This is a genomic window from Lacinutrix sp. Bg11-31, assembly GCF_002831665.1.
In the GTDB taxonomy this organism is placed as follows: Bacteria; Bacteroidota; Bacteroidia; order Flavobacteriales; family Flavobacteriaceae; genus Lacinutrix.
On record NZ_CP025118.1, the window covers coordinates 1,262,087 to 1,286,472 of the forward strand.

Annotated in this window: 21 protein-coding genes and 1 other RNA gene; 11 read left to right on the forward strand and 11 right to left on the reverse strand. The window is 31.1% G+C overall.

Features of this window, described 5'->3' with window-relative positions:
* Nucleotides 1–10: 10 nt before the first annotated feature.
* From CW733_RS05690 to CW733_RS05705, 4 genes are all read right to left on the reverse strand, one after another.
* Complete coding sequence (locus CW733_RS05690; RefSeq protein WP_100996282.1) at nt 11–2,413, reverse strand: glycoside hydrolase family 31 protein; 2,403 nt, start codon at nt 2,411–2,413, stop codon at nt 11–13.
* 155 nt (nt 2,414–2,568) lie between these two features.
* On the reverse strand, nt 2,569–4,476 hold the full coding sequence (glgB, locus tag CW733_RS05695) for a 1,4-alpha-glucan branching protein GlgB (RefSeq protein ID WP_100996283.1): 1,908 nt from the start codon (nt 4,474–4,476) through the stop codon (nt 2,569–2,571).
* Nucleotides 4,477–4,501: 25 nt separating this feature from the next.
* A complete protein-coding gene (locus CW733_RS05700) occupies nt 4,502–5,767 on the reverse strand; it encodes a glucose-1-phosphate adenylyltransferase (RefSeq protein WP_100996284.1) in 1,266 nt (421 codons plus the stop codon).
* 6 nt (nt 5,768–5,773) lie between these two features.
* A complete protein-coding gene (locus tag CW733_RS05705) occupies nt 5,774–7,180 on the reverse strand; it encodes a glycogen synthase (RefSeq protein ID WP_100996285.1) in 1,407 nt (468 codons plus the stop codon).
* Nucleotides 7,181–7,337: 157 nt separating this feature from the next.
* On the opposite strand from CW733_RS05705, the gene msrB (CW733_RS05710) reads away from it, so the two are divergent.
* From msrB (CW733_RS05710) to lpdA, 4 genes are all read left to right on the forward strand, one after another.
* Nucleotides 7,338–7,823, forward strand: coding sequence for a peptide-methionine (R)-S-oxide reductase MsrB (gene msrB / locus CW733_RS05710; RefSeq protein WP_100996286.1), 486 nt, complete (start codon nt 7,338–7,340; stop codon nt 7,821–7,823).
* Nucleotides 7,816–8,217 carry a peptide-methionine (R)-S-oxide reductase MsrB gene (msrB, locus tag CW733_RS05715; protein ID WP_100996287.1) on the forward strand — a complete coding sequence of 134 codons (402 nt, stop codon included), beginning with the start codon at nt 7,816–7,818 and terminating at the stop codon, nt 8,215–8,217. The genes msrB (CW733_RS05710) and msrB (CW733_RS05715) overlap by 8 nt, the downstream gene beginning before the upstream one ends.
* Entirely contained in the window at nt 8,198–8,761 is a 564-nt protein-coding gene (locus CW733_RS05720) for a DUF1572 family protein (protein ID WP_232730402.1), read from the forward strand. The genes msrB (CW733_RS05715) and CW733_RS05720 overlap by 20 nt, the downstream gene beginning before the upstream one ends.
* A gap of 303 nt (nt 8,762–9,064) precedes the next feature.
* Nucleotides 9,065–10,441, forward strand: coding sequence for a dihydrolipoyl dehydrogenase (gene lpdA / locus CW733_RS05725; RefSeq protein ID WP_100996288.1), 1,377 nt, complete (start codon nt 9,065–9,067; stop codon nt 10,439–10,441).
* Nucleotides 10,442–10,611: 170 nt separating this feature from the next.
* Here lpdA and aroQ read toward each other — a convergent pair whose 3' ends face one another.
* The 3 genes from aroQ to CW733_RS05740 form a co-directional block, all read right to left on the reverse strand.
* Complete coding sequence (aroQ, locus tag CW733_RS05730) at nt 10,612–11,028, reverse strand: type II 3-dehydroquinate dehydratase (protein ID WP_100996289.1); 417 nt, start codon at nt 11,026–11,028, stop codon at nt 10,612–10,614.
* A 167-nt stretch (nt 11,029–11,195) separates the two neighbouring features.
* The gene (locus CW733_RS05735) at nt 11,196–11,789 is read right to left on the reverse strand and encodes an outer membrane beta-barrel protein (protein ID WP_100996290.1); all 594 of its coding nucleotides are present in this window, start codon (nt 11,787–11,789) and stop codon (nt 11,196–11,198) included.
* A gap of 419 nt (nt 11,790–12,208) precedes the next feature.
* Nucleotides 12,209–13,081 carry a hypothetical protein gene (locus CW733_RS05740; protein ID WP_100996291.1) on the reverse strand — a complete coding sequence of 291 codons (873 nt, stop codon included), beginning with the start codon at nt 13,079–13,081 and terminating at the stop codon, nt 12,209–12,211.
* Nucleotides 13,082–13,132: 51 nt separating this feature from the next.
* On the opposite strand from CW733_RS05740, the gene CW733_RS05745 reads away from it, so the two are divergent.
* From CW733_RS05745 to CW733_RS05755, 3 genes are all read left to right on the forward strand, one after another.
* Nucleotides 13,133–13,483 carry a TM2 domain-containing protein gene (locus CW733_RS05745; RefSeq protein WP_100996292.1) on the forward strand — a complete coding sequence of 117 codons (351 nt, stop codon included), beginning with the start codon at nt 13,133–13,135 and terminating at the stop codon, nt 13,481–13,483.
* A 59-nt stretch (nt 13,484–13,542) separates the two neighbouring features.
* Entirely contained in the window at nt 13,543–14,439 is an 897-nt protein-coding gene (gene xerD / locus CW733_RS05750) for a site-specific tyrosine recombinase XerD (RefSeq protein WP_100996293.1), read from the forward strand.
* A gap of 140 nt (nt 14,440–14,579) precedes the next feature.
* Nucleotides 14,580–15,698, forward strand: coding sequence for a PAS domain-containing sensor histidine kinase (locus tag CW733_RS05755; RefSeq protein ID WP_100996294.1), 1,119 nt, complete (start codon nt 14,580–14,582; stop codon nt 15,696–15,698).
* 41 nt (nt 15,699–15,739) lie between these two features.
* On the opposite strand, the gene rny is transcribed toward CW733_RS05755, so the two are convergent.
* From rny to CW733_RS05775, 4 genes are all read right to left on the reverse strand, one after another.
* Nucleotides 15,740–17,314, reverse strand: coding sequence for a ribonuclease Y (rny, locus tag CW733_RS05760; protein WP_100998697.1), 1,575 nt, complete (start codon nt 17,312–17,314; stop codon nt 15,740–15,742).
* Nucleotides 17,315–17,366: 52 nt separating this feature from the next.
* A non-coding RNA gene (gene ssrS / locus CW733_RS05765) (6S RNA) lies at nt 17,367–17,507 on the reverse strand.
* Between the two features lie 53 nt (nt 17,508–17,560).
* A complete protein-coding gene (locus CW733_RS05770) occupies nt 17,561–17,854 on the reverse strand; it encodes a cell division protein ZapA (protein WP_100996295.1) in 294 nt (97 codons plus the stop codon).
* A gap of 16 nt (nt 17,855–17,870) precedes the next feature.
* Entirely contained in the window at nt 17,871–18,161 is a 291-nt protein-coding gene (locus tag CW733_RS05775; RefSeq protein ID WP_100996296.1) for a hypothetical protein, read from the reverse strand.
* A 482-nt stretch (nt 18,162–18,643) separates the two neighbouring features.
* Here CW733_RS05775 and CW733_RS05780 point away from each other — a divergent pair, with 482 nt between their 5' ends.
* From CW733_RS05780 to CW733_RS05795, 4 genes are all read left to right on the forward strand, one after another.
* Nucleotides 18,644–20,329, forward strand: coding sequence for a M23 family metallopeptidase (locus CW733_RS05780; protein ID WP_369806629.1), 1,686 nt, complete (start codon nt 18,644–18,646; stop codon nt 20,327–20,329).
* A 98-nt stretch (nt 20,330–20,427) separates the two neighbouring features.
* Nucleotides 20,428–22,890, forward strand: a complete 2,463-nt coding sequence (locus CW733_RS05785; RefSeq protein WP_100996298.1) for a carboxypeptidase-like regulatory domain-containing protein — start codon at nt 20,428–20,430, stop codon at nt 22,888–22,890.
* Nucleotides 22,891–23,000: 110 nt separating this feature from the next.
* Nucleotides 23,001–23,654 carry a hypothetical protein gene (locus tag CW733_RS05790; RefSeq protein ID WP_100996299.1) on the forward strand — a complete coding sequence of 218 codons (654 nt, stop codon included), beginning with the start codon at nt 23,001–23,003 and terminating at the stop codon, nt 23,652–23,654.
* A gap of 289 nt (nt 23,655–23,943) precedes the next feature.
* The gene (locus tag CW733_RS05795; RefSeq protein ID WP_100996300.1) at nt 23,944–24,330 is read left to right on the forward strand and encodes a DUF2306 domain-containing protein; all 387 of its coding nucleotides are present in this window, start codon (nt 23,944–23,946) and stop codon (nt 24,328–24,330) included.
* Nucleotides 24,331–24,386 lie beyond the last annotated feature (56 nt).

Consider the following 24,386-nt stretch of genomic DNA (forward strand, 5'->3'; position numbering starts at 1 on the left):
TTAAATGTCATTATTTACCGATAATATGTATTTCTGTAAACTCTTTATCCACAGAAATAGATTGCGTTTCTAGATTAACACTTTCTAAATTAATTTCTACATTATCTATTTGTACAGAGGTGATTTTGAAAGGTAAATTATGTAGTACAAGATTAAACTTACTATAATCTGCGTTAAAATCTCCACGTTTGTGTTGTTGTAGAATTAATTCTTCCTTTTTACCTGTTACTTTAAAAGTTCGTAAACTAAATCTTCCTTTCTTATAATCGTACCCATCATGTGCATCATCATATAGTTTTGAAGATTCTTTACCTTCTTTATAGTAAACATCTAAAGTAATTTCATCAAATTTCTTTTCACCAACATATTGTTGCACTGGATATTTAGGTATTACCGCTCCTTCTTTAATAAACATTGGCATACTATCTAAATCCGCATCTACCCATACTTCTCTTCCTCCTTCAATTACTTCATCTGTCCAGAAATTATACCATTTACCTCTAGGAACGTACATTCTTCTTCCTTTGGCATTTGGTTCTAATATTGGGCAAACTAAAATTTGTTCTCCATACACAAACTCATCACTTCTATAGTGAGTAGCTGTATCTTCTTGGTCGTATAAAACTAAAGATTTTAATATTGGTGTTCCGTCATTTATATATTTCCAAAAAGCAGAATATAAATATGGTAATAATTGGTATCTAATTTCAACAAACTTTCTTACAATATCTGTAATTTCCTTTCCAAAAACCCAAGGTTCTTGATCTCCATGATCTCCAGAAGAATGTACTCTACAAAAGGCATGAAAAACACCTAATTGAATCCATCTTGCAAATAATTCTCCTTGCGGTTGTTCTGCAAAACCACCAATATCACTTCCTGCAAAAGAAAAACCAGACATTGCCATACGTTGTGCTTGGTTGTTCGCAATTGCTAAATGTTCCCAAGTTGCCACATTATCTCCCATCCAAGTAGATGTATAACGTTGCGCACCAGAATATGCAGATCTTGTAATTACAAAAGGTCTTTTTGGGTATGCGTATTTTTTTAAACCATGGTACGTTGCACGTGCCATTTGCGTTCCATAAATATTGTGTGCTTTTCTATGCGAACATGGGTTTCCATCATAATCATGACGTACATCGTTTGGGAAAGATTTATTAGGAACGTCCATTACTGCTGGTTCATTCATATCATTCCACACACCTTTTACACCTATATCTTCAATTAATTCTTTAAATAAACCAGACCACCATTCTCTAACTTCTGGTTTAGTGTAATCTGGAAAATAACATTCTCCAGGCCAAACTTTACCTTTCATGTAAGGTCCATCGGCTCGTTTACAGAAGTAATCTTTATCTAATCCTTCTTTAAAAACGTCATAATCTAAGTCAATTTTAATTCCTGGATCTATAATAACAACGGTTTTAAAACCATCGTCTTCTAGCTCCTTCACCATTCTTTTGGGATCTGGAAAGTATTCTTTATTCCAAGTAAAACATCTAAAACCGTCCATATAATCGATATCTAAATAGATAGCATCACAAGGAATTTGCAGATCTCTAAATGTATTTGTTACTTCTTTTACATTAGCTTCTGGGTAGTAAGACCATTTACATTGATGAAAACCTAAAGCCCATAATGGAGGTAATGCATGAGGCTTACCTGTTAAGTCTGTATAATTTTTAACAACATCTTCCATTTGCGGTCCGTAAATGAAATAGTAATTCATTTCACCTCCTTGAGCCCAAAAACTAGTTACATTTCTTCTTTCGTGCGCGAAATCGAAATGAGATTTAAAGGTATTATCAAAGAAAATACCATAAGATTTATTGTCTTGTATTGCTGTATAAAAAGGTATTGCTTTATAAATAGGATCTGTGTCTTTACCAAAAGCGTAAGAATCTGTTGCCCAATTTGCAAAACGTTTTCCTTTAAGATTAACATCTACAGGTTTATCACCTAATCCATAAAAACTTTCTGCTTTCTGACAAGCTTTACTCATTTTTACAATATCTCCTCCATACTCGTAGCTTTCTTCCCAATGAAAACCAATTTCATCTTCGTTTATTAACTTTAAGTCTAGGGCGTCATAAAGCTTAACTTGCAAGCTACTTTTCTCTACTTTACAAATTAATTTTGAAGTGGTAATTATATAGTGAGTTTCATTCTCTGTAACTTCTAAAAAACTATATCCTCTACTAGCATGAACAGTAACTCCATACGAAAAATCGTTTTCAAATTTACCTGTTGTACTATATCTAAAACGAATAACACTGTCTCTTACTACGGTTAATTGTAATACAACACCATTTTTTGTAGTAAAATGTAGTGTATCTACATCTTTCTTATAATTTGTTATTTCTGAAGGAAACAGGTTTCCTTTTTGTTCTAATTCTGTATTTACAATCATCTTGTAATCTTTTAAGTAGCGTGTAAAAAAACACAAAAAAACGATGTAAAAAAAACTATCGTAATAGTTCTTTTTACTAATTATTAACTACATCGTTTTAGTACGTGAATTTTATTAAATTTTTAAAAAGAAAGGCTTAAAATGAGATATCTATTTTACTGGTATTTAAAAGCAATCATGGTTAAAGGTGGAATATTAATGACTATAGAATTATTTCTATTCTGCCATTTTTTCGCTTCAGAAGTAAGCATTTTATTTTTAAAATCTCCAGAACCAAAATACTCTTTTTCATTACTATTAAAGACCTCTTTTAAATTTCCTTTTTTAGGAAGACCAATACGATAATTCTCTCGAGGAACAGGAGTCATATTACAAACTATAATTAGATTATTTTTTGGTTTATTTCCTTTTCTAATATATACTAAAACCGAATTTTCTGCATCGTTATAATCTATCCACTCAAAACCTTCTTGAGTAAACTGGTTTTCATGTAAAGCTGGCTCCGTTTTATATAAGGTGTTTAATTCTTTTATAAGCGTTTGCACTCCTTTATGAGGTTTGTATTGTAGCAAATGCCAATCTAAACTTGTTTGAAAATCCCATTCTTCACTTTGCCCAAATTCGGCACCTTGAAACAGTAGCTTTGTTCCAGGATGTGTAAACATATAACTATAGAGCAAACGTAAATTTGCGAATTTTTGCCACTCGTCTCCTGGCATTCTATTTAAAATAGATTTTTTACCATAAACCACTTCATCATGGCTTAGAGGTAACATAAAGTTTTCGGAAAATGCATACGTCATACTAAACGTTAGATCGTTTTGGTGATGTTTTCTATACGCAGGATCTTTAGCGAAATAGTCTAATGTGTCATGCATCCAACCCATCATCCATTTCATTCCAAATCCTAATCCTCCTAAAAATACAGGTTTAGAAACACCTGGAAAAGATGTAGATTCTTCTGCAATGGCTTGCACATCTGGAAACGTACCGTAGACAGCTTCGTTTAACTCTTTCATAAACGCAATAGCGTCTAGATTTTCTCTTCCTCCATGTTCATTTGGCTCCCACTCTCCTTCTTCTCTAGAATAATCTAAAAAGAGCATAGAGGCAACTGCATCTACACGCAATCCATCTGCATGATATTGGTCTAACCAAAACAGCGCATTACTTATTAGAAATGATTTTACTTCGTTACGTCCATAATTAAAAATTAAACTTTTCCAATCTTGATGGTAGCCTTTTCTTTTATCTGGATGCTCGTATAAACAAGACCCATCAAAGAAACCTAAACCATGTGCATCTTCTGGAAAATGAGATGGTACCCAATCTAACAAAATACCAATATCGTTTTGGTGTAATTTATCGACTAAAAGTTTAAATTCTTCCGGATACCCAAAACGTGAAGTTGGTGCAAAATAGCCTGTTACTTGATATCCCCAACTTGGATCGTATGGAAACTCCATAATAGGCATTAGCTCTACATGTGTAAAGTTCATTTCTTTAACATAGTCTACTAATTGGTCTGCCAATTCAACATAGGAAAGAAATCGATTCTCTTCAATTTGCTTTTTCCAAGACCCTAAATGCACTTCGTAAACAGAAAAAGGTGCGTTTAATGCATTTTTCTTTTTACGCGATTTCATCCACTTTGTATCATTCCAACTGTATTCATCTTCCCAAACTATAGAAGCTGTTTTTGGGTTATGTTCAAAACGCCTACCGTAAGGATCTGTTTTTTCGGTTTTTATACCATTATTATTACTTTCAATTTTATACTTATAGGTTGTTCCTTTCCCAATGCTTGGAATAAAACCTTCCCAAATTCCGCTTTCATCCCAACGTACATTTAGTTTGTGTTCTCCTTCTGTCCAGTAATTAAAATCGCCAATAACAGAAACCTGTTTAGCACTTGGTGCCCAAACTGCAAAATAGGTTCCATCTACACCATTTACTGTAGTAATGTGTGATCCAAATTTTTCGTAAAGTTTGTAATGTTTACCAGATTTAAATAAATTAATATCGAAATCTGTAAATAAGCTATGCGCTATTACTTGAGACATATATTGTTTTTTGGGTAAGTATAAATTATTTTATAATAGTTCCTTTTGGTATTGTTGCACCTTTTTTAATAACTACAATTCCATCTTTTATCAGATACGTTTCTGTTTCCGTATCTTTTAAATGCATACCGCCTTCTATTTTAACATCATCACCTATTCTACAATTTTTATCAACAATACAGTTGTTAATGTAGCACCTATCACCAATACCTAAAAGGTTTTCAATTTTATTATCATCAATTGTTTTTAAAGATTCATAAGAATCATTTCCCATCATATAGGTATTTAAAATAACAGATTCTTTACCAATTCTAGAACGAATACCGATAACACTTCTTTCAATTTTAGCTGCGTGAATAATACAACCGTCTGAAATTACAGTTTTGTTTAATAAAGTTCCAGAAATTTTAGATGTTGGTAATATTCTTGCTCTTGTATATACTCTATCGTCTGCATATAGGTTAAACTTAGGTATATCGTCTGTTAAGCCTAAATTAGCATCAAAGAAAGATTCTATAGTACCAATATCTGTCCAATAGCCTTCATATTGATAACTAACTGTTTTATGATCATGAATGGATTGTGGTATAATTTCTTTACCAAAATCATTGGTATCTGGGTTCTCCATTAGTTTAATCAATAGGTCTCTATTAAAAATATAAATTCCCATAGAAGCTAAATAGTTTCGACCTTCTGCTTTCATGTCTTCACTTACATCTGAGGTCCAATCTGGTAATAAATCTGCATCTGGTTTTTCAATAAACGAAGTAATTGTATTTTCATCATCTGTTTTTAAAAGTCCAAATCCAGTGGCTTCTTTTGCTGTTACAGGATAGGTTGCAATGGTAATTTCGGCATTACTTTCTTTATGCTTTTTAATCATGTCTTCCAGATCCATATTATATAATTGATCTCCAGAAAGTATTAAGGCATACTCAAAATCATGACTTAAAAAGTGGTGCATACTTTGTCTTACAGCATCTGCTGTCCCTTGAAACCAACTATCACTCTGCATAGTTTGTTCTGCTGCCAAAACATCTACAAAAGCTTCACTAAAAAAACTAAAATGATAGGTGTTTTTTATATGTTTATTTAAAGACGCAGAGTTAAACTGCGTTAACACATATATTCTTTTTAGACTAGAATTTATACAATTAGAAATAGGAATATCTACCAATCTATATTTACCTGCAATTGGAACTGCAGGTTTAGATCTTGCTTGTGTTAATGGATATAATCTTGAGCCTTGTCCTCCTCCTAAAATAATAGATAACACCTTATCATTAATCATAATTTTTTAGTTTATTGATTTATACAATTTAATATATTCTAAAGCTGATGCATCCCAAGAATGATCTATCTTCATAATATATTTTCTTATTTTTTTAAATTTATCTTGGTCGCTATACAATGTAACAGCTCTTTTTATAGCATGTTCTATTTCTACAACAGTTACTTCATTATGGCAAATACCAAATCCGTTTTTAGTGTCTATATCTATTACTGTATCTTTTAATCCTCCTATGCTTCTTACTATTGGTATAGTGCCATATCTTAAAGAATACATTTGGTTTAGTCCACAAGGTTCTACACGAGATGGCATTAGCAAAAAGTCTGCTCCTGAATATATAATATGAGATAGCTTTTCATCGTAACCAATAAAAGCATCATAGTTTCCTTTATATGCTTCTTTTAATTCTTTCAATTCATTTTCAACATCTTTACTACCAGAACCTAAAAGAAGGATTGAACATTCTTTTTCTTTTAAAATAGTACTAAATACTTCAGGAAGTAAATCTGATCCTTTTTCTCCTACTAGTCTTCCAATAAATGCAAATAATGGTTTGGTTTTATCTAAATTAAAAGTTTCACACAACCAGTTTTTATTTTTCTTCTTTCCTATTTGCAGATTCTTTTTAGAGAAATTCTCTACAACATAATGATCCGTCTCTGGGTTCCAAACATCTACATCAATACCATTTAAGATACCTACACATTTAGCGCTTTCATGCTTTAATAAATCTTGTAATCCATTAGCTTCAAGCTTTAACTCTTCCATATAACTAGGCGAAACAGTTGTAACTCTCCAAGCACATTTTATTGCAGCTGCTAATGGGTTTATAGAACCTCCCCAATCTAACAATCCAGTATTTTCAATATCAAACTCAGGAATTAAATGCAACTTATCGTAAGTAAACCAACCTTGATATTGTGCATTATGAATGGTTGTTATTACTGGAATTTTATTTAAGTTTTTATACTTAAAACTTTCTTGTAACATAAAAGGAATAAGTCCTGTGTGATGGTCATGGCAATGAAAAATATTTGGTTTACCTTTTAAAGTAAGCATCCAATCTAGAGTTGCAATTTGAAAAGCTAAAAAACGATCTGTATCATCAAAAGAATACACATAATTTTTAAACAGTAAAGACTTAATATCTATAAAAAAAACATCAAATTCTAAAGTGTTTTTTTTAAGCTTTAATACATTAAATTCATGCGTTTCTTTTCCTAGTTTAACCTGTGCTTTATAAATAGATTTAAAGGTATGCTCTTTGGTAAATTTATTATCATAAAATGGCATAACTACGCTACTCTCCATGCCTAGAGCGTTTTGGTATTTTGGCAATGCGCCAACAACGTCTGCTAACCCACCAACTTTTGCTACTGGATAACATTCTGCACTAATATGGATTATTTTCATCAAGTATTATTCGAAATTCACCTGTAAGCTAATAAATATTTTTTTACCGATTATAATTATTAACAATTAGTTCTAGTTTAAACTTTACTAAATCGTTTTCGTAATGAATAATTAATTGTTTCGACATAGATAAGAGAAAAAACAATACATTTATACTATGAGAAAATTGATATTATTAAGTTTTATTAGTGTTTTATTTAGTTGCAATAGTTCTGCACAAAAAAATGATACTGAAAAAGGAACAAAATATCCAGTAACAAAAACAGATTCTACATGGAAAAAAGAACTTTCTAAAAAAGAATACTACGTTTTAAGAGAAGCTGGAACAGAACGCCCTTTTTCTAGTAAGTTAAATAAAGAGTATAGTACTGGAATCTATGTTTGTTCAGCCTGTGAAATACCTTTATTTAAAAGCGAAAATAAGTTCGACTCTGGAACTGGATGGCCAAGTTTTGATAGAGAAATAAAAGGCAATGTTGCTTTTGGAAGTGATAGCAAGTTAGGTTATTCTAGAAACGAAGAGCATTGTGCTAATTGTGGTGGGCATTTAGGCCATGTATTTAATGATGGTCCGAAGACGACAGGTAAAAGACATTGTATTAATGGTGTTGCATTAAAATTTATACCAAGTAAAGATGAGTAATTTCAAAATTAATAAGTCTGATAAAGAATGGCAAGACCAACTTACAGACGAAGAATACCATATTTTAAGAGACAAAGGAACAGAAAGACCGCATACTGGAAAATTTAATCTTCATTTTGAAGAAGGTACTTATAAGTGTTCGGGTTGCAACCAACAATTATTTGAAAGCTCAAGTAAGTTTGATGCGCATTGTGGTTGGCCAAGTTTCGACGAATCTATTAAAGGAACTGTAAAATATGTTTTAGATAAAGCACATGGCATGACAAGAACAGAAATTGTGTGTTCTAATTGTGGAGGGCATTTAGGCCATGTTTTTAACGATGGACCAACAGAAACTGGAACGCGTTATTGCGTAAACTCTATAAGTGTGAAATTTGATAAGCCAGACAAATAGTTACTTAACAAGTGTTATTAAGCAGCTTGAGTATTACAAAAATCTTGGCGACAATACTTTTAAACAGTTAACTTTCGAAGAGTTGCAATGGCAAAGCCATGAAGATGCTAATAGTATATCTATTATTGTTAAGCACGTTATTGGTAATATGCTTTCGCGTTGGACAAATTTTTTAACCGAAGATGGAGAAAAAGAATGGAGACATCGCGATCAAGAATTTGAAGATACTTTTACTACAAACGAAGATTTAATTGCTGCTTGGGAAACCGGTTGGAAATGTTTATTTGATGCCATTAGACCATTAACCGAAGACGATTTGGAAAGCATTATTTATATAAGAAACCAAGGTCATACTGTTACTGAAGCTATAAATAGACAACTTGCGCATTACTCCTATCATATTGGGCAAATAGTCTTTTTAGGAAAACTACTAAAAGGAAACACTTGGGAAGCTTTATCTATACCAAAAGGAAATTCTACGACTTACAACGAAGAAAAATTTTCTAAAGAAAAAGGACGAAAACATTTTACAGATGACCTTTAAAAATTAAATTTCAAAATAAGATGTCTTTGTTGGTGTTTTTTTACCAACAAATAGCTCGCAACAAAACTATTGAATTAAAATGTTGGTAAAAAACACCAACATTGCTAAAGCTATCTTTTTATATAAAACCGACCTTTATCTGCGTGAGTGATAGTAACGGCATCCTTTTGCTTTTTTTTAAGCAAAAGATATAGTGAATAGCACGACCTTTAGGTCACGCCCAAATAAAAATGAAACTTCGATTTATTATTTCGGCTTAGTTTTGTAAATTCGTTGCTTTATATAACGACAAAAAATTATACAATGAGTAAATACGATATTATTGTTCTTGGAAGTGGTCCTGGTGGCTACGTAACTGCAATTAGAGCTTCGCAATTAGGTTTTAAAGTTGCTGTTGTAGAAAAGGAAAGTCTTGGTGGTGTATGCCTAAATTGGGGCTGTATACCAACTAAAGCACTTTTAAAATCTGCTCAAGTTTTTGAATACTTAAAGCATGCTAGCGATTACGGATTATCTGTTAAAGAATATGATAAGGATTTTGATGCTGTTGTTAACAGAAGTAGAAACGTTGCTGAAGGCATGAGTAAAGGTGTTCAGTTTTTAATGAAAAAGAACAAAATCGATGTTATAAAAGGTTTTGGAAAATTAAAGCCTGGAAAAAAAGTTGAAGTTGATGGTAAGGACTATTCTGCCGATCATATTATTGTTGCAACTGGAGCGCGTTCTCGCGAATTACCAAGTTTACCACAAGATGGTAAAAAAGTAATTGGTTATAGAGAAGCGATGACATTAAAAAAGCAGCCTAAGAAAATGATTGTTGTTGGGTCTGGTGCTATTGGTGTTGAGTTTGCTTATTTCTATAATGCAATGGGAACAGATGTTACTATTGTAGAATATTTACCTAATGTTGTACCTGTTGAAGACATTGATGTATCTAAGCAATTAGAAAAGTCTTTTAAGAAAAGTGGTATAAAAATTATGACTTCTGCCGAAGTTACTAAGGTTGACACTTCGGGTTCTGGTGTTAAAGCTACTGTAAAAACAAGTAAAGGCGAAGAGGTTTTAGAAGCAGATTTAGTTTTATCTGCTGTTGGTATTAAAACAAATATTGAAGGGATTGGACTTGAAGATGTTGGTATTGCTGTTGATAGAGATAAGATTTTAGTTAACGATTTCTACCAAACAAATATTCCTGGTTACTACGCTATTGGTGATGTAACACCTGGACAAGCTTTAGCTCACGTTGCTAGTGCTGAAGGTATTTTATGTGTTGAGAAAATTGCTGGACAACATGTTGAAGCGTTAGACTATGGAAACATTCCTGGTTGTACTTATGCTTCTCCAGAGATTGCTAGTGTTGGTTTAACAGAGAAACAAGCTAAAGATCAAGGTTTAGATATTAAAGTTGGAAAGTTTCCATTCTCGGCTTCTGGTAAAGCAAGTGCTGCTGGAACTAAAGATGGTTTTGTAAAAGTGATTTTTGATGCTAAATATGGCGAATGGTTAGGATGCCACATGATTGGTGCTGGTGTTACAGATATGATTGCTGAAGCTGTTTTAGGACGTAAATTAGAAACTACAGGACACGAAGTGTTAAAAGCTGTACATCCACATCCAACAATGAGTGAAGCGGTTATGGAAGCTGTTGCTGCTGCTTATGGTGAGGTGATACATTTATAAATGTAAATGGTGAGAAGTGAGATGTATTACTCTTAGTTTTTAGTAATTCTAAAAAAATATAAAGTACAAAAAATGCGATTTAATATGAATCGCATTTTTTTTTGTGATTATTTGGTATGCCAAGTAATTATTTCTCACTATTCACTTCTCCACTATTCACTAAAATTAACCTACAAAAAACTTTGTATAGCCAACTCATAACTCTGTAAACCAAAACCTAAAATTACACCTCTAGCATTTGGCGATATAAAAGATTGATGTCTAAATTCTTCTCTAGAAAATGTATTAGATATGTGCACTTCTACAACTGGAGTTTCTATGGCTTTTACGGCATCTCCTATTCCAATAGAAGTGTGTGTGTATGCTGCTGCGTTTAATATAATGCCATCGTAACTAAAACCACAAGATTGTATTTTACCTATTAGCTCTCCTTCTATATTAGATTGAAAGTACTCTAAAGCTACGTTAGGATATTTTTCTTTTACTGTATCAAAGAATTCTGTAAATGTTAAGCTTCCGTATATATTAGGTTCTCGCTTACCTAGTAAGTTAAGGTTTGGACCGTTAATGATGATTATTTTTTTCATGTGATTTTTTTATTATTTTTTTTGTCACATGCTGTTCGCTAATAAATATTAAATTCTTATTTATAATTTTTGAACAAGCGCGTTTCATAATGTAAAAATACAAAAGTTATGGCATAAAAAAGCCGAAGCGTTAAGCTTCGGCTTTTTTTAAAAATATACTTTAAGTCTTAGTTAAACTTGTAAACAACACCAAAACTGATGTCATTAAAGTTTAAACCAACATTAAAATTATCTGTTGATTCAGCACCATCAAAATCTGCTTTAGAAGTAGAGTAACCTAATACACCTACTGTTGCTTCGATAGCAAAGTTTTTAGATACAAAATAGTTAATACCTGGAGCAAAAGCAACCTCAAAACCATCGTAACCAACATCTGCTAATTTATCATCACCAGATGTGTAATCTACACCTAATTCAGTAAATAAAGAAAATTGACTAGCTGGAGCAAAGTAATATCTACCAAATACACCAACAGCAAATTCATTTGCGTCTACTGTATCAGTTCCATCAACATCTGCAGACCATGATGTAAAACCTGCTTGTAATCCAACAGCAATGTTATCTGATACAAAGTATCCTGATTTAGGAGCAACATTAAAAACATTAGAATCTAAATTTCCTGTTGTTTCAGTACCAAAACCTACCGCTCCAGAAATAAATACATCTCCATTTGAAAATCCACTTGTTGTTGTGTCTTCTTGTGCATTAACACTTGTAAAACCTAATACTGCAATTGCAGCTGTAAATAATAATTTTTTCATTTTTAATTAATTTATTGATTTGAGCGAGCAAAAATATTGCAACATACTTGTGTTTACAAGTATAAATAGTTAATAAAAATAGTGCTATTTGTAACTACTTAAAAATCAATTTTTTCAATAAAAACTTTAACAAAAAATTTAGTTTTGTTTACTAAACAAAAACATAATTTATATTTATAAATGCTTAGAAATTAGATATTTAAAACTTATTGTCACTGTTTTGTTTTTGCTTTTTAAACTTTTTTCAGTAGAAAAACCATTAAACAATAGACTCTGTATTAAAAACAAATAAAATTAGAGGATTCTGTAATAATTATAAAAATAAATTAGCGTATTTGTAATAACCCTTAAGGTTCTTAACAAGAAAAAAATGCAAATGCTGCATAAAAGCAGCATTTGTAATTTTTTATAGACTATTATTAATCTTTTAAATAAAAATCAATTTGAGTTTGTTCTCCTTTATTTAAATTGGTTAATGCTTTTATTTTAGAATTATCCACAAAAATTTCTATTACTGCAGTATTTGTAGACATACTTCCAACATTATCTGCAGTTAAAATAAATGTGTTCTTTTTATTAACTAAAGTTAATGGAATACTTTTTCTGTCTTTTTTAGTTTCAAAATTTCTTAAAAGAGTATTGCCATTATATTTTAAAGTAACCTTATCACCATCTAGTTTCCCACCATCGAATATTTCAATTCTTATGTTTTTACTTTTAGAAAATACGCTTAAAACTTGTTTGTCTCTCAAGATATTCATGTTAACAGAATCCATGATTTTTACAATATTACTACGCTCTTTAAGGCTATCTGGTATTTTTTTAGTTTTACTAATAATCTTTTGCACTTTTGCAATGCGCTTTTCCATTTTCTCTTTTGTGCTTAATAAAATATCACCATTAATACATTGTGTGTTATCAGAAAAAAGGCCTTTAAACTTTCCTGTAATTTTACTATTCCCTAATTTAAACTTAGAGCTTTTAAAATTTACGAAACAAAAATCTTCTTGTACAATTGGGGACTTTGTATAAACAATATCTTTTTCTTTAAACTCAATAAATTTCTCAATGGCATTGTATTTACCATATAAGTTTGACTTTGTTTCGTGTAAGCCTCCTACATCGGTAAGAGAGTAACCTTTAATTTCACCATTTTTTTCAACAAATTTAATTTGATATGTTATTAAAGAACTGTCATTCAATTTTATAGCTCCAACATACTCATAATTGTTTTGTGAAAAAGAAACATTAACGAATAAAAAAACGAATAAAAAGTTAGTGAAGTATTTCATTGTGTTAAAAAAAAGTATTAATATTGAGTGTAAAACTAATCAATAAAACTTATGAAAACTAAATTATTTTTAACACTCTTAGTGTTTTTTGTAGCTTTAACCTCAAGCTACGCATCGTTTCCAGTTGAAAGAACTGTAAAAACAGAAACGACAACCTCTAATTCTGATACAATGGATGTATCTGATGTAAACCAAGTATTGTTTACTTCTCCTGCAGTTGCTGGAAGTGATGACAAATGGATTGGTGTCGCATTATGGGCTTTTTTATGGCCATTTGCAGCGCACAGATGGTTCCATGGCTCTCCAATAGGATGGAATATTCTATTTATTATAACTTTTGGAGGTCTGGGTATTTGGGCAATAGTTGATTTAATCAATATGTTGACAGACAACTTCTACTAAAAAAAATATTTTACAAATTAGAAAGCCACTTATTAAAGTGGCTTTTTTATTTTAGTACTATGAAATGGCAAAATGCACTTAAAGACTATCAACTCTATCTTAAAATTGAGCGTGGCTTATCGAACAACACGATAAGCAACTATAGTTTTGATGTTAAAAAACTAATTAAGTACTTAGAAGATAATAATATTACCATCTCTCCTATTTTAATTTCAAAAGAAACTATTCAACACTTTATTTATACTATTGCCAAAGAGGTTAACGCTCGTTCTCAATCTAGATTAATTTCAGGTTTAAAAGGTTTTTTTAATTATTTAGTTTTCGAAGATTATAGAGAAACAAACCCGTTAGATGCAATTGACTCTCCTAAAATTGGAAGAAAGCTTCCAGATACATTAAGCGAAAGCGAAATAAACCAACTTATTGATGCTATAGATTTAAGTACACCACAAGGTGAGCGCAATCGTGCCATTTTAGAGTTGCTTTATGGTTGCGGATTACGTGTAAGCGAGTTAACGCATCTTAAAATTTCGGACTTGTTCTTCGAGGAAGACTTTATTAAAGTTACTGGCAAAGGTGATAAGCAACGTTTTGTGCCAATTATTGATGCTACAAAAAAGTATATTAATATCTACAGAAAAGAAATACGAAATCATCAAACTATTCCAAACGAGTTTAAAGACACTTTATTTTTAAACCGAAGAGGTAAACAGTTAACTAGAGCCATGATTTTTACTATAATAAAGCAATTATCTATAAAAATAAATTTAACCAAATCTATTTCTCCTCACACGTTTAGACACTCTTTTGCTACTCATCTTTTAGAAAATGGAGCAGATTTAAGAGCTATACAACTTATGCTTGGTCATGAAAGTATTACTACTACAGAAATCTATATGCATGTAGATAAAAGCCATTTAAAAAATGTCATAAAATCCTTTCATCCAAGGCAGTAAAGCAATATTTTATAATAAATAAGTGAGTAAAAAAGTATTTTTTCTATATATTTAGCTATAACTATTTCTAAAAACAATAAATTCCTTCAAAATTAATTGTATCACGTTTTATAATTTTTTGAACTATTACTTTTTTTTTAATGAACTTAAATACTCCCAAATCTAGCCTTAAAAAGTTTCAAACCGCTTTAGAAATATCTAAAATTGGTGTTTGGGATTTTAATGAAAAAAAAAACAAGGTCTTCTTTTCTAAATCATCAAAAGCAATAATTGGATTTGAAGACGATAACACCTTTGGTGATAATATTGACGACTGGAATGATAGAGTACATCCAGATGACAAAAAAAAATATAAAAAAGATTTTAACAATCATATAAATGGAAAGACAACCTTTTATATTAATAAACATAGAGTATTATGTAAAGATGAATCTTATAAATGGATTTTAGATAAAGGCCAGATTATTAACGATCACATTAAAGATGGCTACATTCATTTTATTGGAACACATACAGATATTACTGAACAAGAAAAAAACGAAGTTAAAGTCCATAACGCGCTTACCATCGCAACAAAGCAAAATAACAAGCTTAAGAATTTTGCACACATTGTAACTCATAATTTAAAACAGTATTCTGGAAATTTTGAAAGCTTGTTAGAGTTTTATGATCAAGCAGAAACCGTTTTAGAAAAAGAAGAACTTATTGTCCATTTAAAGGATGTATCTACTTGTTTAAATAGAACTATTCAAAATTTAAACGAGATTGTTTCAGTCCAATCTAAAAAAGAGACAGATATTCAAAAACTTAATATTAGTACTTTTATTGAAGAAACATTAAAGTTATTAGATATTATTATTATTGAAAGTAATGCTACTATTAATAATAGTATTAACCCAGAACTATTTGTCTGTTACAGTCCTGCTTATTTAGAGAGCATTATACAAAATCTATTAACAAATGCAATTAAGTATAAGCATCCTGAAAGAGATCCAATTATAACTTTTAGTACAGAACTTACAAAAGACAAATTAATTCTTTCTATTAAAGACAATGGCCTAGGTATAGATCTTAATAAGTACGGTAAAGATATTTTTGGGCTGTATAGAACATTTCACCACAACGAAGATGCCGAAGGTGTAGGCTTGTATTTAACAAAAAATCAGGTAGAAGCTTTTGGTGGGGAAATTACTATTGAAAGTGAAGTTAATATAGGTACTAAATTTAATATTATTATTCCAAATAAAAAACCCAATTAGTTTTACTAATTGGGTTTTGAAATCTAATATATTTACAATTTCTATTTTGCAATATTAACTGCTCTTGTCTCTCTAATTACTGTTACTTTTACCTGACCTGGATACGTCATATCTGTTTGTATTTTCTGTGAGATACTAAAAGATAAGTCTGCTGCATTTTGATCGTTTACTCTTTCGCTTTCTACAATAACACGTAATTCTCTACCTGCTTGAATAGCATAAGCTTTCTTTACACCTTGAAAACCAAAAGCTATATCTTCTAAATCTTTTAAACGTTGGATATAACTATCTAAAACTTGACGTCTTGCTCCTGGTCTTGCTCCAGAAATAGCATCACAAACTTGAATAATTGGAGATAATAAAGAAGTCATTTCTACCTCGTCGTGGTGAGCACCAATAGCATTACAAACCTCTGGTTTTTCACCAAATTTTTCTGCCCATTGCATACCTAAAATAGCGTGAGGTGTTTCCATATCTGCTTCTGCATCTGGCACCTTACCTATATCATGTAATAATCCTGCTCTTTTAGCCAATTTTGGATTTAAACCTAATTCAGCAGCCATTATACCACATAATTTTGCAACTTCTCGCGAGTGTTGTAGTAAGTTCTGACCATAAGAAGAACGGTATTTCATACGACCAACCATTTTTATTAATTCAGGATGTAAACCGTGAATTCCTAAATCTATAACTGTACGCTTACCTACTTCTATAATTTCTTGCTCTATTTGTTTCTGTGTCTTTTTAACAACCTCTTCAATTCTTGCAGGATGTATTCTTCCATCTGTTACTAACTTGTGTAAAGATAAACGTGCAATTTCACGTCTTACAGAATCGAAACAAGATAATATAATCGCTTCAGGAGTATCATCTACAATAATTTCAACACCAGTAGCAGCTTCAATAGCTCTAATGTTTCTACCTTCTCTACCAATTATACGTCCTTTAACATCATCATTCTCGATATTAAATACAGACACACAGTTATCTACTGCTTCTTCTGTACCAATACGTTGTATGGTATTAATAATTATTTTCTTAGCATCTTGTTGAGCGGTTAGTTTCGCTTCTTCCATTTTACCTTGAACATAAGCCATAGATTCAATCTTAGCTTCGCCTTTAAGCGATTCTACCAATTGCGTTTTTGCATCTTCGGCAGATAAGCTAGAAATAACTTCTAATTGCTGTATTTGGCTTTTATGAAGTCTGTCTACTTCCTCTTGTTTTTTATCTAAAACTTCTAAACGATGGTTGTAGTCTTTTTGTTTAGCTTCAACTTCTAAGTTAGATTTTTTTGACTTTGCAAGTTCACTAGACACTTGAGATTCTTTATCTCTAGTACGTTTTTCGGCTTCCGATATTTTCTTTTCTCGTGAAGAAATCACTTTTTCATGCTCAGACTTAAGCTCAATAAATTTCTCTTTGGCTTGAAGCATTTTATCTTTTTTAATGCTTTCGCCTTCGCTATTTGCATCTCTTAAGATGTTTGATGCCGACTTTTTTGCATTTTTAGTCAGTTTAGAAGCATTATTCTTCTCCATAATTTTTGCTATAACAAAGCCAATAATAGCTCCAATAGCAACTCCTGCAATACTAAATATAATTGTTTGATCCATTTTAGTTAGTTTAATTGTATAAAAAAAGCCTACACTAATTTTGGTTTTGTATAAACTCCTTAAAAACACGTTTAGGGTTAACAAGCTGATCAAGTATCTGCCCAAATAGATACTGAATAAATTCAGCAATACTCTATTAGCAGCACGCTTTTACAACTTAAACTCACCCTTTTTAAAGAATTAACTGTTGAGTTTATCAAAAAAATAATTAATGTAGGCAGTAACCTAATTTTATTTATAAGAACGTTACGAACTTAAATGTAAATCTAGCATTTGGTTTAAAGCGTTTAACTTTTCTTCCACGTGTTCGTTTACATGTTCTTTATCTAAAGTCTTCTGTTCTACTTGAGATGCAAATTGTAAAGCACACATGGCTAAAACATCTTGTTTATCTCTAACAGAATAACTTTGCTCAAACTGTTTTATCATAGCTTCAATCTTTTTAGCTGCTATTCGTAGACCTTCTTCCTGACTTGGTGGAATTGTTAAAGGATATACTCTATTCGCTATCGAAAGCTTTATTTTAAGCATTTCTGCCATAAGTTGCTATGTTACATTATTCAGAGAGTTGACCAATACAATGATCTATTTCTCTTATTAATGCGTTTATTTTGAGTTTTGTTTCTCTTTTATCTTCATCACTGCCAAGTATTGTATTGGCCATTTTGAGTGTATTGTACTTATCTTTCCAAGCTTTAATTTCTAATTCTTGGTTTTTTATTGTACTGTGATATTGTGCTTGTTCTTGAGATAATTTTAAATTAGTTTCCTTTAAAACATCATTGTTTTGCAGGACTTTGCTTATTTTTTTATCTAAAGCATCTACAATATCCTCTATATTACTCATCTACAAATATCAATACTTATCCTACAAAGTTAACAGAACACAACCTATTTAACAATTGTTTTTTCATAAAATTTAAAATAAAAACACTAAATTCAACTTATCAGTATTTAAACTTCAAAAAACCAATACTATGGCTTGACTTTACATTTAACTCACTCTTAAAAATCAATAAAAGATAAAAAGTAACAAATTCACGGTTTTTGCATTATAAAATTACAAATATAAAATCTATTTGAAGCTTAAAAAAACCATTAATATTTCAATTTATCAACTATATATAATTTGGTTCCGAAGCTTCGAGAGTACCAAATTATTTAAAATAGGCTTTCCTTTTTATTATTAAAATTTAAACCACAAAAAACCAATACAATGGCTTGGTCTTTGATTTTGTCTTTGCTATTAATAATCAATTGTATATTTTAGCATCTATATCAAAATTCGCTACTATTCGATAATACTAAAAATCGACATAAATAATGCATATGCGCAAATTCCTTTTATTTTTCCTAATTAGCTATTCTGTTTTTTCGCAAAACGAATATCCTCAGGACTATTTTAGATCACCTTTAGATATTAATATTGTTTTGGCTGGAACTTTTGCCGAGTTGCGCTCCAACCACTTCCACTCTGGTTTAGATATTAAAACTAAGCAAATAGTAGGTTTAAAAGTATATGGTGTTGCAGATGGTTATGTTAGCAGAATAAAAATTGCTCACTTTGGCTACGGAAAAGCTTTATACATCACACATCCTAATGGTTATACAAGTGTTTATGCTCATCTACAAAAATTTAGTCCTGCTATTGAAAAATATATTAAAGCCAAACAATACGAGAAAGAATCTTTTGAAATTGAAGTTTTCCCAACTTCTGAAGAACTAAAAATTACAAAAGGAGAAATAATAGCTTATTCTGGAAACACTGGAAGCTCTTCTGGTCCGCATTTGCATTTCGAAATTCGTGATAATGCCGAAAGACCAATTAACCCAATGCTTTTTGGTGTTGATGTTAAAGACACTACAAAACCTATTATTTCCAACGTTTACGCCTATCCAATTGGAGACAACTCTCATGTTAATGGCTCGAACAAAAAACAAAAGCTTCGTGTGATTCCTCAAAAAAATGGAGATTATAAAATTGAAGATTTAAAAGCATTTGGTACTATTGGTTTTGCTGTACAGACTGTAGATAGGCAAGATTTGGCTGCCAACAAAAATGGTGTGTATAATATATCTACCTATTTTAATGGTGTTCAGAATTTCGAAATAGATTTCAAGCGTTTTTCATTTGCAGAAACAAAACACCTAAACCGCTTAATAGATTACTCTCATTTTAAAACCGAAAAACAAAGGCTTCAGAAGCTATTTATTGAAGAAAACAATCCGTTAAGTTTGTACGATAATATTATTGACAGTGGTTACATTACTATTTACGACAGCACAGCTTCAGTCTACAAAGCTAAAATTAGCGACTTTAAAGGCAACGAAACCAACTTAGACATTACAATTAAAGGCGACGTTAAATTACCTAACGATGTTGAAGAAAAAGTGACTACGCAACATTACATACAACACGATCTGGAAGCCGAATTAGAACAAGATAAATTTAAAGTCGGTTTTTATAAAGACACCTTTTACGATAGCTTTTTTATAGATTTTAGTGTTAAAAATGATACACTTACACTGCACAAACCAATACTTCCCGTTAAAAAAAGCTTTACTATTTCTTACGATATTAGCGATTTTAATGAAGAAGATTTAAAACAATTATATATAGCCGAATTAATAGGCTGGAATGATTGGCCAAGCTATTCTACAACAAAAAGGAAAGGAAATACGCTTAGTACATATACTAAAGATTTAGGAACCTACGTTTTAGCAAGAGACACCATTGCTCCTACAATTAAAGCTGTAAATTTTAAAGATGGCAGCTGGCTTAGTAAATACCGTTATTTAAAAGTAAAAATTAACGATGTAGGTACAGGTCTTTCGAGCTATAGAGCGACTGTAAATGGCAAATGGATTTTAATGGAATACAATTATAAAAAGAAAATCTTAACTTACGATTTTAACGATGCTGTTGTAACAGAAACCAAAAATAAATTAAAAGTAATAGTAACAGATAATGTAGGAAATAATACTACATTTGAAACTACTTTTTTTAGGAAATAAAAACATATCGTCACGTTGAGCTTCTGGAAATGCTTATTAACTATAAGCTTTAAAAATTTTCAACAAGTACAGATTGGCAAACAAATAAAAAAACAACCTTGACTACAAAAACTAACTTCCTTAAACTATTAACCTTACTACTTCCACTCTACGCATTAGCACAAACCGCAACTGTAAATGGTGTTATTTTAGACGAAGGTAATTTTCCGCTTCAAGCAGTAAATGTAAAAACACAAACCACAGGAACATCTACTAACGAGAATGGTTTTTACCAACTATCTATTCCTGCAAATACAGATATTACTTTAGTATATTCTCATGTATCACATAAAAATGTAACAGTAACTGTTAACTTAAAGAATGGTGAGTTTTTCGAATTTAATCCTGTTTTAAAAACAGATGTCGATCAAATTGAAACGATTATTCTTAACGGAAGAAAACGAAAAGATGTACAAGGTATTGTTAATATAGATCCTGAGACATTAATAAAAATCCCTGGTGCTCAAGCTGGAGTAGAGAATTTACTAAAAACATTACCAGGCGTAAGTGGTAATAACGAATTAAGTACGCAATATTCTGTTCGTGGTGGAAATTTTGACGAGAATCTTGTTTACGTAAATGGTATAGAAGTTTACAGACCATTTTTAGTGCGTTCCGGACAACAGGAAGGTTTAAGTTTTATAAATAGCGATTTAGTAGAAAATGTGGATTTTTCTGCTGGAGGTTTTCAAGCAAAATATGGAGATAAATTATCTTCGGTTTTAGACATTACTTATAAAAGACCAAAAGATTTTGCAGTAGCTGCAGATTTAAGCTTACTTGGCGGAAGCGTAGCTGTAGAAACAGCAAGTAAAGATTCTAAATTTACAAGCATAACTGGTTTGCGCTATCGTGATAATTCACTTTTAGTACAAGCAAAAGAAACAGAAACCAACTACAATCCTGTTTTTGCAGATGTGCAAACCTATTTAACGTATCGTTTTACAGATAAGTTAGAATTGAGTTTCCTCGGAAACGCTTCGCTTAACAAATACAATTACGAACCACAAACTAGACAAACCAATTTTGGAACTTTAGATAATCCATTAGCTTTATTAGTCTTTTACGAAGGACAAGAACGCGATAGCTACCAAACACTTTTTGGTGCTTTACAAGCTAATTACGAGTTAAACGATAAAGTGAATTTAGGCTTAGTAGCTTCAACATACCATACTACAGAAGAAGAACACTTCGATATTTTGGCACAATACCGCTTAGGAGAAGTAAACAGTAATATTGGAGATGAGGATCTAGGAGAGGTAGAATTTTCTGAAGGTATTGGAGGTCAATTAAATCATGGACGAAACGATTTAGATGCTTTAATTACAACTATAGAACATAAAGGAACAGCAGATATTAATGATAACGAAATTAAATGGTCTGTAAAATATACAAAAGAAGATATTAGAGATCGTTTAATAGAATGGGAAGTAATCGACTCAGCAGGATTTTCTATAAATCCACCAGCTTCTGGAGGTTTTACTCAAGAACCATACGAGCCAGATACGTTTCCTATTACAGCTTTTCAAAACGTACAAGCAAAAAATAGCACACAAATAAATAGAATACAAGCCTATTTACAATGGAGTAAGCGTTCTACTTTAGGCGATGCAGACGTTTGGTACAATGCAGGAATTCGTGCTCATAATTGGCAAGTTAAAGATGCTAATGTTACTGGAGATAACCAAATAGTAGTTAGCCCAAGAGCGCAATTTGCTATTAAACCAAATTGGGAAAACGATATGTTGTTTCGTGTTAGTGGAGGTTTATATTATCAGCCACCATTTTATAGAGAATTACGAGATGCTAGTGGAACTGTACAACCAAATGTAAAGGCTCAAAAATCGGTTCACTTTGTATTAGGAAATGATTATAGTTTTAAAATGAACGACAGACCTTTTAAGCTAACCACTGAGTTATATTACAAAAACCTTACCGACGTTAATCCATACACAGTAGAAAACGTACGTATTCGTTATGCTGCCGAAAATAATGCAACAGCTTATGCCTACGGATTAGATATGCGATTAAATGGTGAGTTTGTTCCAGGAACAGAAAGCTGGTTTAGTTTTGGGTATCTTAAAACTGAAGAAAACATTAATAACAGAGGTAATATTGCAAGACCTACAGATCAACGTTTAAAATTTGCTGCACTCTTTCAAGATTACGTGCCAAATTTACCAAATTTTAAAATGTATTTAAACTTAGTTTATAATACAGGTTTACCAGGTGGTTCGCCAAGTTATGCAGATAAATACCAATACCAAAGTAGATTACCAGATTACAAACGTGCAGATATTGGTTTTCAGTTTGTAATTGTAGATGCTAAAAAACAATTTGATCATGGTTGGAAAAAACCATTTAAGGATCTTTCTTTTGGTTTCGAAATCTTTAATGTTTTCGATGTACAAAACTCAATCACCAATACTTGGGTTCGCGATGTGTATAGCAAAAGGCAATATGCAATACCTAATTATTTAACGCCTAGAGTGTTTAATGTTAGGACTACGATGCGTTTTTAATATTTTAAAGAAAAATAAAATCAATTTTGACTTAACCATATTTAGGCCTGATAATAATCATATAGCAACCATTTTTTTGTTGTATTACGACTAATACATGTACGCTTAAAATGAACATACAAAATCACATTTTAGTTTTAATTATAATGCTTAACTTATGCTCTTGCAAGGACAAAAAGGTTGATGTAAAGCAAAAAGAAATAACAAAAAACACTAACTCCAACCTACTTGTTGATCATTTAAATGTTTGGGTAGAAAACCCTAAAAAAACTAAAGAAAAGCTAACCAATATTGGATTTAAATCTGTTCCAGATTCGCTTTCACAAATTCATATGGGACAAGGCACTACTGGAAAGTATTTTAATTTCTTAAACGGATACCTTGAATTGATTTTTATTCTTAACCAAAAAGAGTTTGAGCTAAACAATAAAAAAAATAGCGAATTAGATTTTAAGGAAAGAGCAAGCTTTAAAAAAAGTGGAGCATCACCTTTTAGTATTGCTCTTAAACTAAAGGATTATAAACTAACAAAAATTCCTTTTAAAACAATTCGTTATCACCAAGATTGGATGGACGAAAACAAAAACATTTATTCTGCTAAAAACTCTAAAACGATACTAAACGAACCTTCTCTTTTTGTTGTTTATCCTGAAATCGAATCGGAAAGATTTAATACTTTACTCCGAACTAAAAAATATTCCTCAAGAGTACGCACTTTGGAGAGAATTTTACAAGCATCCAAATGGTGCAGAAAAAATCACTAATATCATAATAAGTTCAAAAGACTTAAATTCTAATACGGAAACAATTAAAGCCCTAAAAGGAATTGAAAATTTGACTATTAAAAATAGTGAAGAATATTTAATGGAATTGTATTTTGATAATAACATTCAAGGAAAAATATTTGATTTAAGACCTGAATTACCTTTGATTGTATATCTATAAAAATAGACTTAAATACATTTCATAACCAAATTACAACACTTCAATCCTTTTATTATTTAATTGCTATTTTTAGTGGGCATCTTTGGGTAATCAATTAAACGACAAACCATGTCTTACGAGTTTTTAATGTTCACGCATTTGTTTACAGTGCTCCCTGCCTTTATTCTAGGAACTATTAGTCTTATTTTAAAAAAAGGAACACAATTACATAAAGTATTAGGTAGAATGTACATGCTGCTTATGTTGTTTACAGCTCTAGTAACATTATTTATGCCTGCTGCAGTTGGACCAACGGTTTTAAGTCATTTTGGATGGATTCATCTCTTTAGTTTTTTAACGCTTTACACAGTTCCAACAGCTTATATTGCTATTAAAAAAGGAAATATAAAATCGCATAAACGTAAAATGATTTTACTCTACTTTGGTGCAATAATTATTGCAGGAGCTTTTACATTTATGCCAGGACGTTATTTACATTCTGTATTTTTTGGATAGCATATTTTGTTATAAAAGTGTTTAAAAAAAATCTTAAAAGTAAAACTAAACAAGAT

What these genes read in the sequence shown, in the direction of transcription:
- CW733_RS05690 (WP_100996282.1), bottom strand. Translation starts at nt 2,413, where the DNA reads ATGATTGTAAATACAGAATTAGAACAAAAAGGAAACCTGTTTCCTTCA.
- glgB (WP_100996283.1), bottom strand. Translation starts at nt 4,476, where the DNA reads ATGTCTCAAGTAATAGCGCATAGCTTATTTACAGATTTCGATATTAAT.
- CW733_RS05700 (WP_100996284.1), bottom strand. Translation starts at nt 5,767, where the DNA reads ATGATTAATGATAAGGTGTTATCTATTATTTTAGGAGGAGGACAAGGC.
- CW733_RS05705 (WP_100996285.1), bottom strand. Translation starts at nt 7,180, where the DNA reads ATGAAAATAATCCATATTAGTGCAGAATGTTATCCAGTAGCAAAAGTT.
- msrB (WP_100996286.1), top strand. Translation starts at nt 7,338, where the DNA reads ATGAGAAAATTGATATTATTAAGTTTTATTAGTGTTTTATTTAGTTGC.
- msrB (WP_100996287.1), top strand. Translation starts at nt 7,816, where the DNA reads ATGAGTAATTTCAAAATTAATAAGTCTGATAAAGAATGGCAAGACCAA.
- lpdA (WP_100996288.1), top strand. Translation starts at nt 9,065, where the DNA reads ATGAGTAAATACGATATTATTGTTCTTGGAAGTGGTCCTGGTGGCTAC.
- aroQ (WP_100996289.1), bottom strand. Translation starts at nt 11,028, where the DNA reads ATGAAAAAAATAATCATCATTAACGGTCCAAACCTTAACTTACTAGGT.
- CW733_RS05735 (WP_100996290.1), bottom strand. Translation starts at nt 11,789, where the DNA reads ATGAAAAAATTATTATTTACAGCTGCAATTGCAGTATTAGGTTTTACA.
- CW733_RS05740 (WP_100996291.1), bottom strand. Translation starts at nt 13,081, where the DNA reads ATGAAATACTTCACTAACTTTTTATTCGTTTTTTTATTCGTTAATGTT.
- CW733_RS05745 (WP_100996292.1), top strand. Translation starts at nt 13,133, where the DNA reads ATGAAAACTAAATTATTTTTAACACTCTTAGTGTTTTTTGTAGCTTTA.
- xerD (WP_100996293.1), top strand. Translation starts at nt 13,543, where the DNA reads ATGAAATGGCAAAATGCACTTAAAGACTATCAACTCTATCTTAAAATT.
- CW733_RS05755 (WP_100996294.1), top strand. Translation starts at nt 14,580, where the DNA reads ATGAACTTAAATACTCCCAAATCTAGCCTTAAAAAGTTTCAAACCGCT.
- rny (WP_100998697.1), bottom strand. Translation starts at nt 17,314, where the DNA reads ATGGATCAAACAATTATATTTAGTATTGCAGGAGTTGCTATTGGAGCT.
- CW733_RS05770 (WP_100996295.1), bottom strand. Translation starts at nt 17,854, where the DNA reads ATGGCAGAAATGCTTAAAATAAAGCTTTCGATAGCGAATAGAGTATAT.
- CW733_RS05775 (WP_100996296.1), bottom strand. Translation starts at nt 18,161, where the DNA reads ATGAGTAATATAGAGGATATTGTAGATGCTTTAGATAAAAAAATAAGC.
- CW733_RS05780 (WP_369806629.1), top strand. Translation starts at nt 18,644, where the DNA reads ATGCGCAAATTCCTTTTATTTTTCCTAATTAGCTATTCTGTTTTTTCG.
- CW733_RS05790 (WP_100996299.1), top strand. Translation starts at nt 23,001, where the DNA reads ATGAACATACAAAATCACATTTTAGTTTTAATTATAATGCTTAACTTA.
- CW733_RS05795 (WP_100996300.1), top strand. Translation starts at nt 23,944, where the DNA reads ATGTCTTACGAGTTTTTAATGTTCACGCATTTGTTTACAGTGCTCCCT.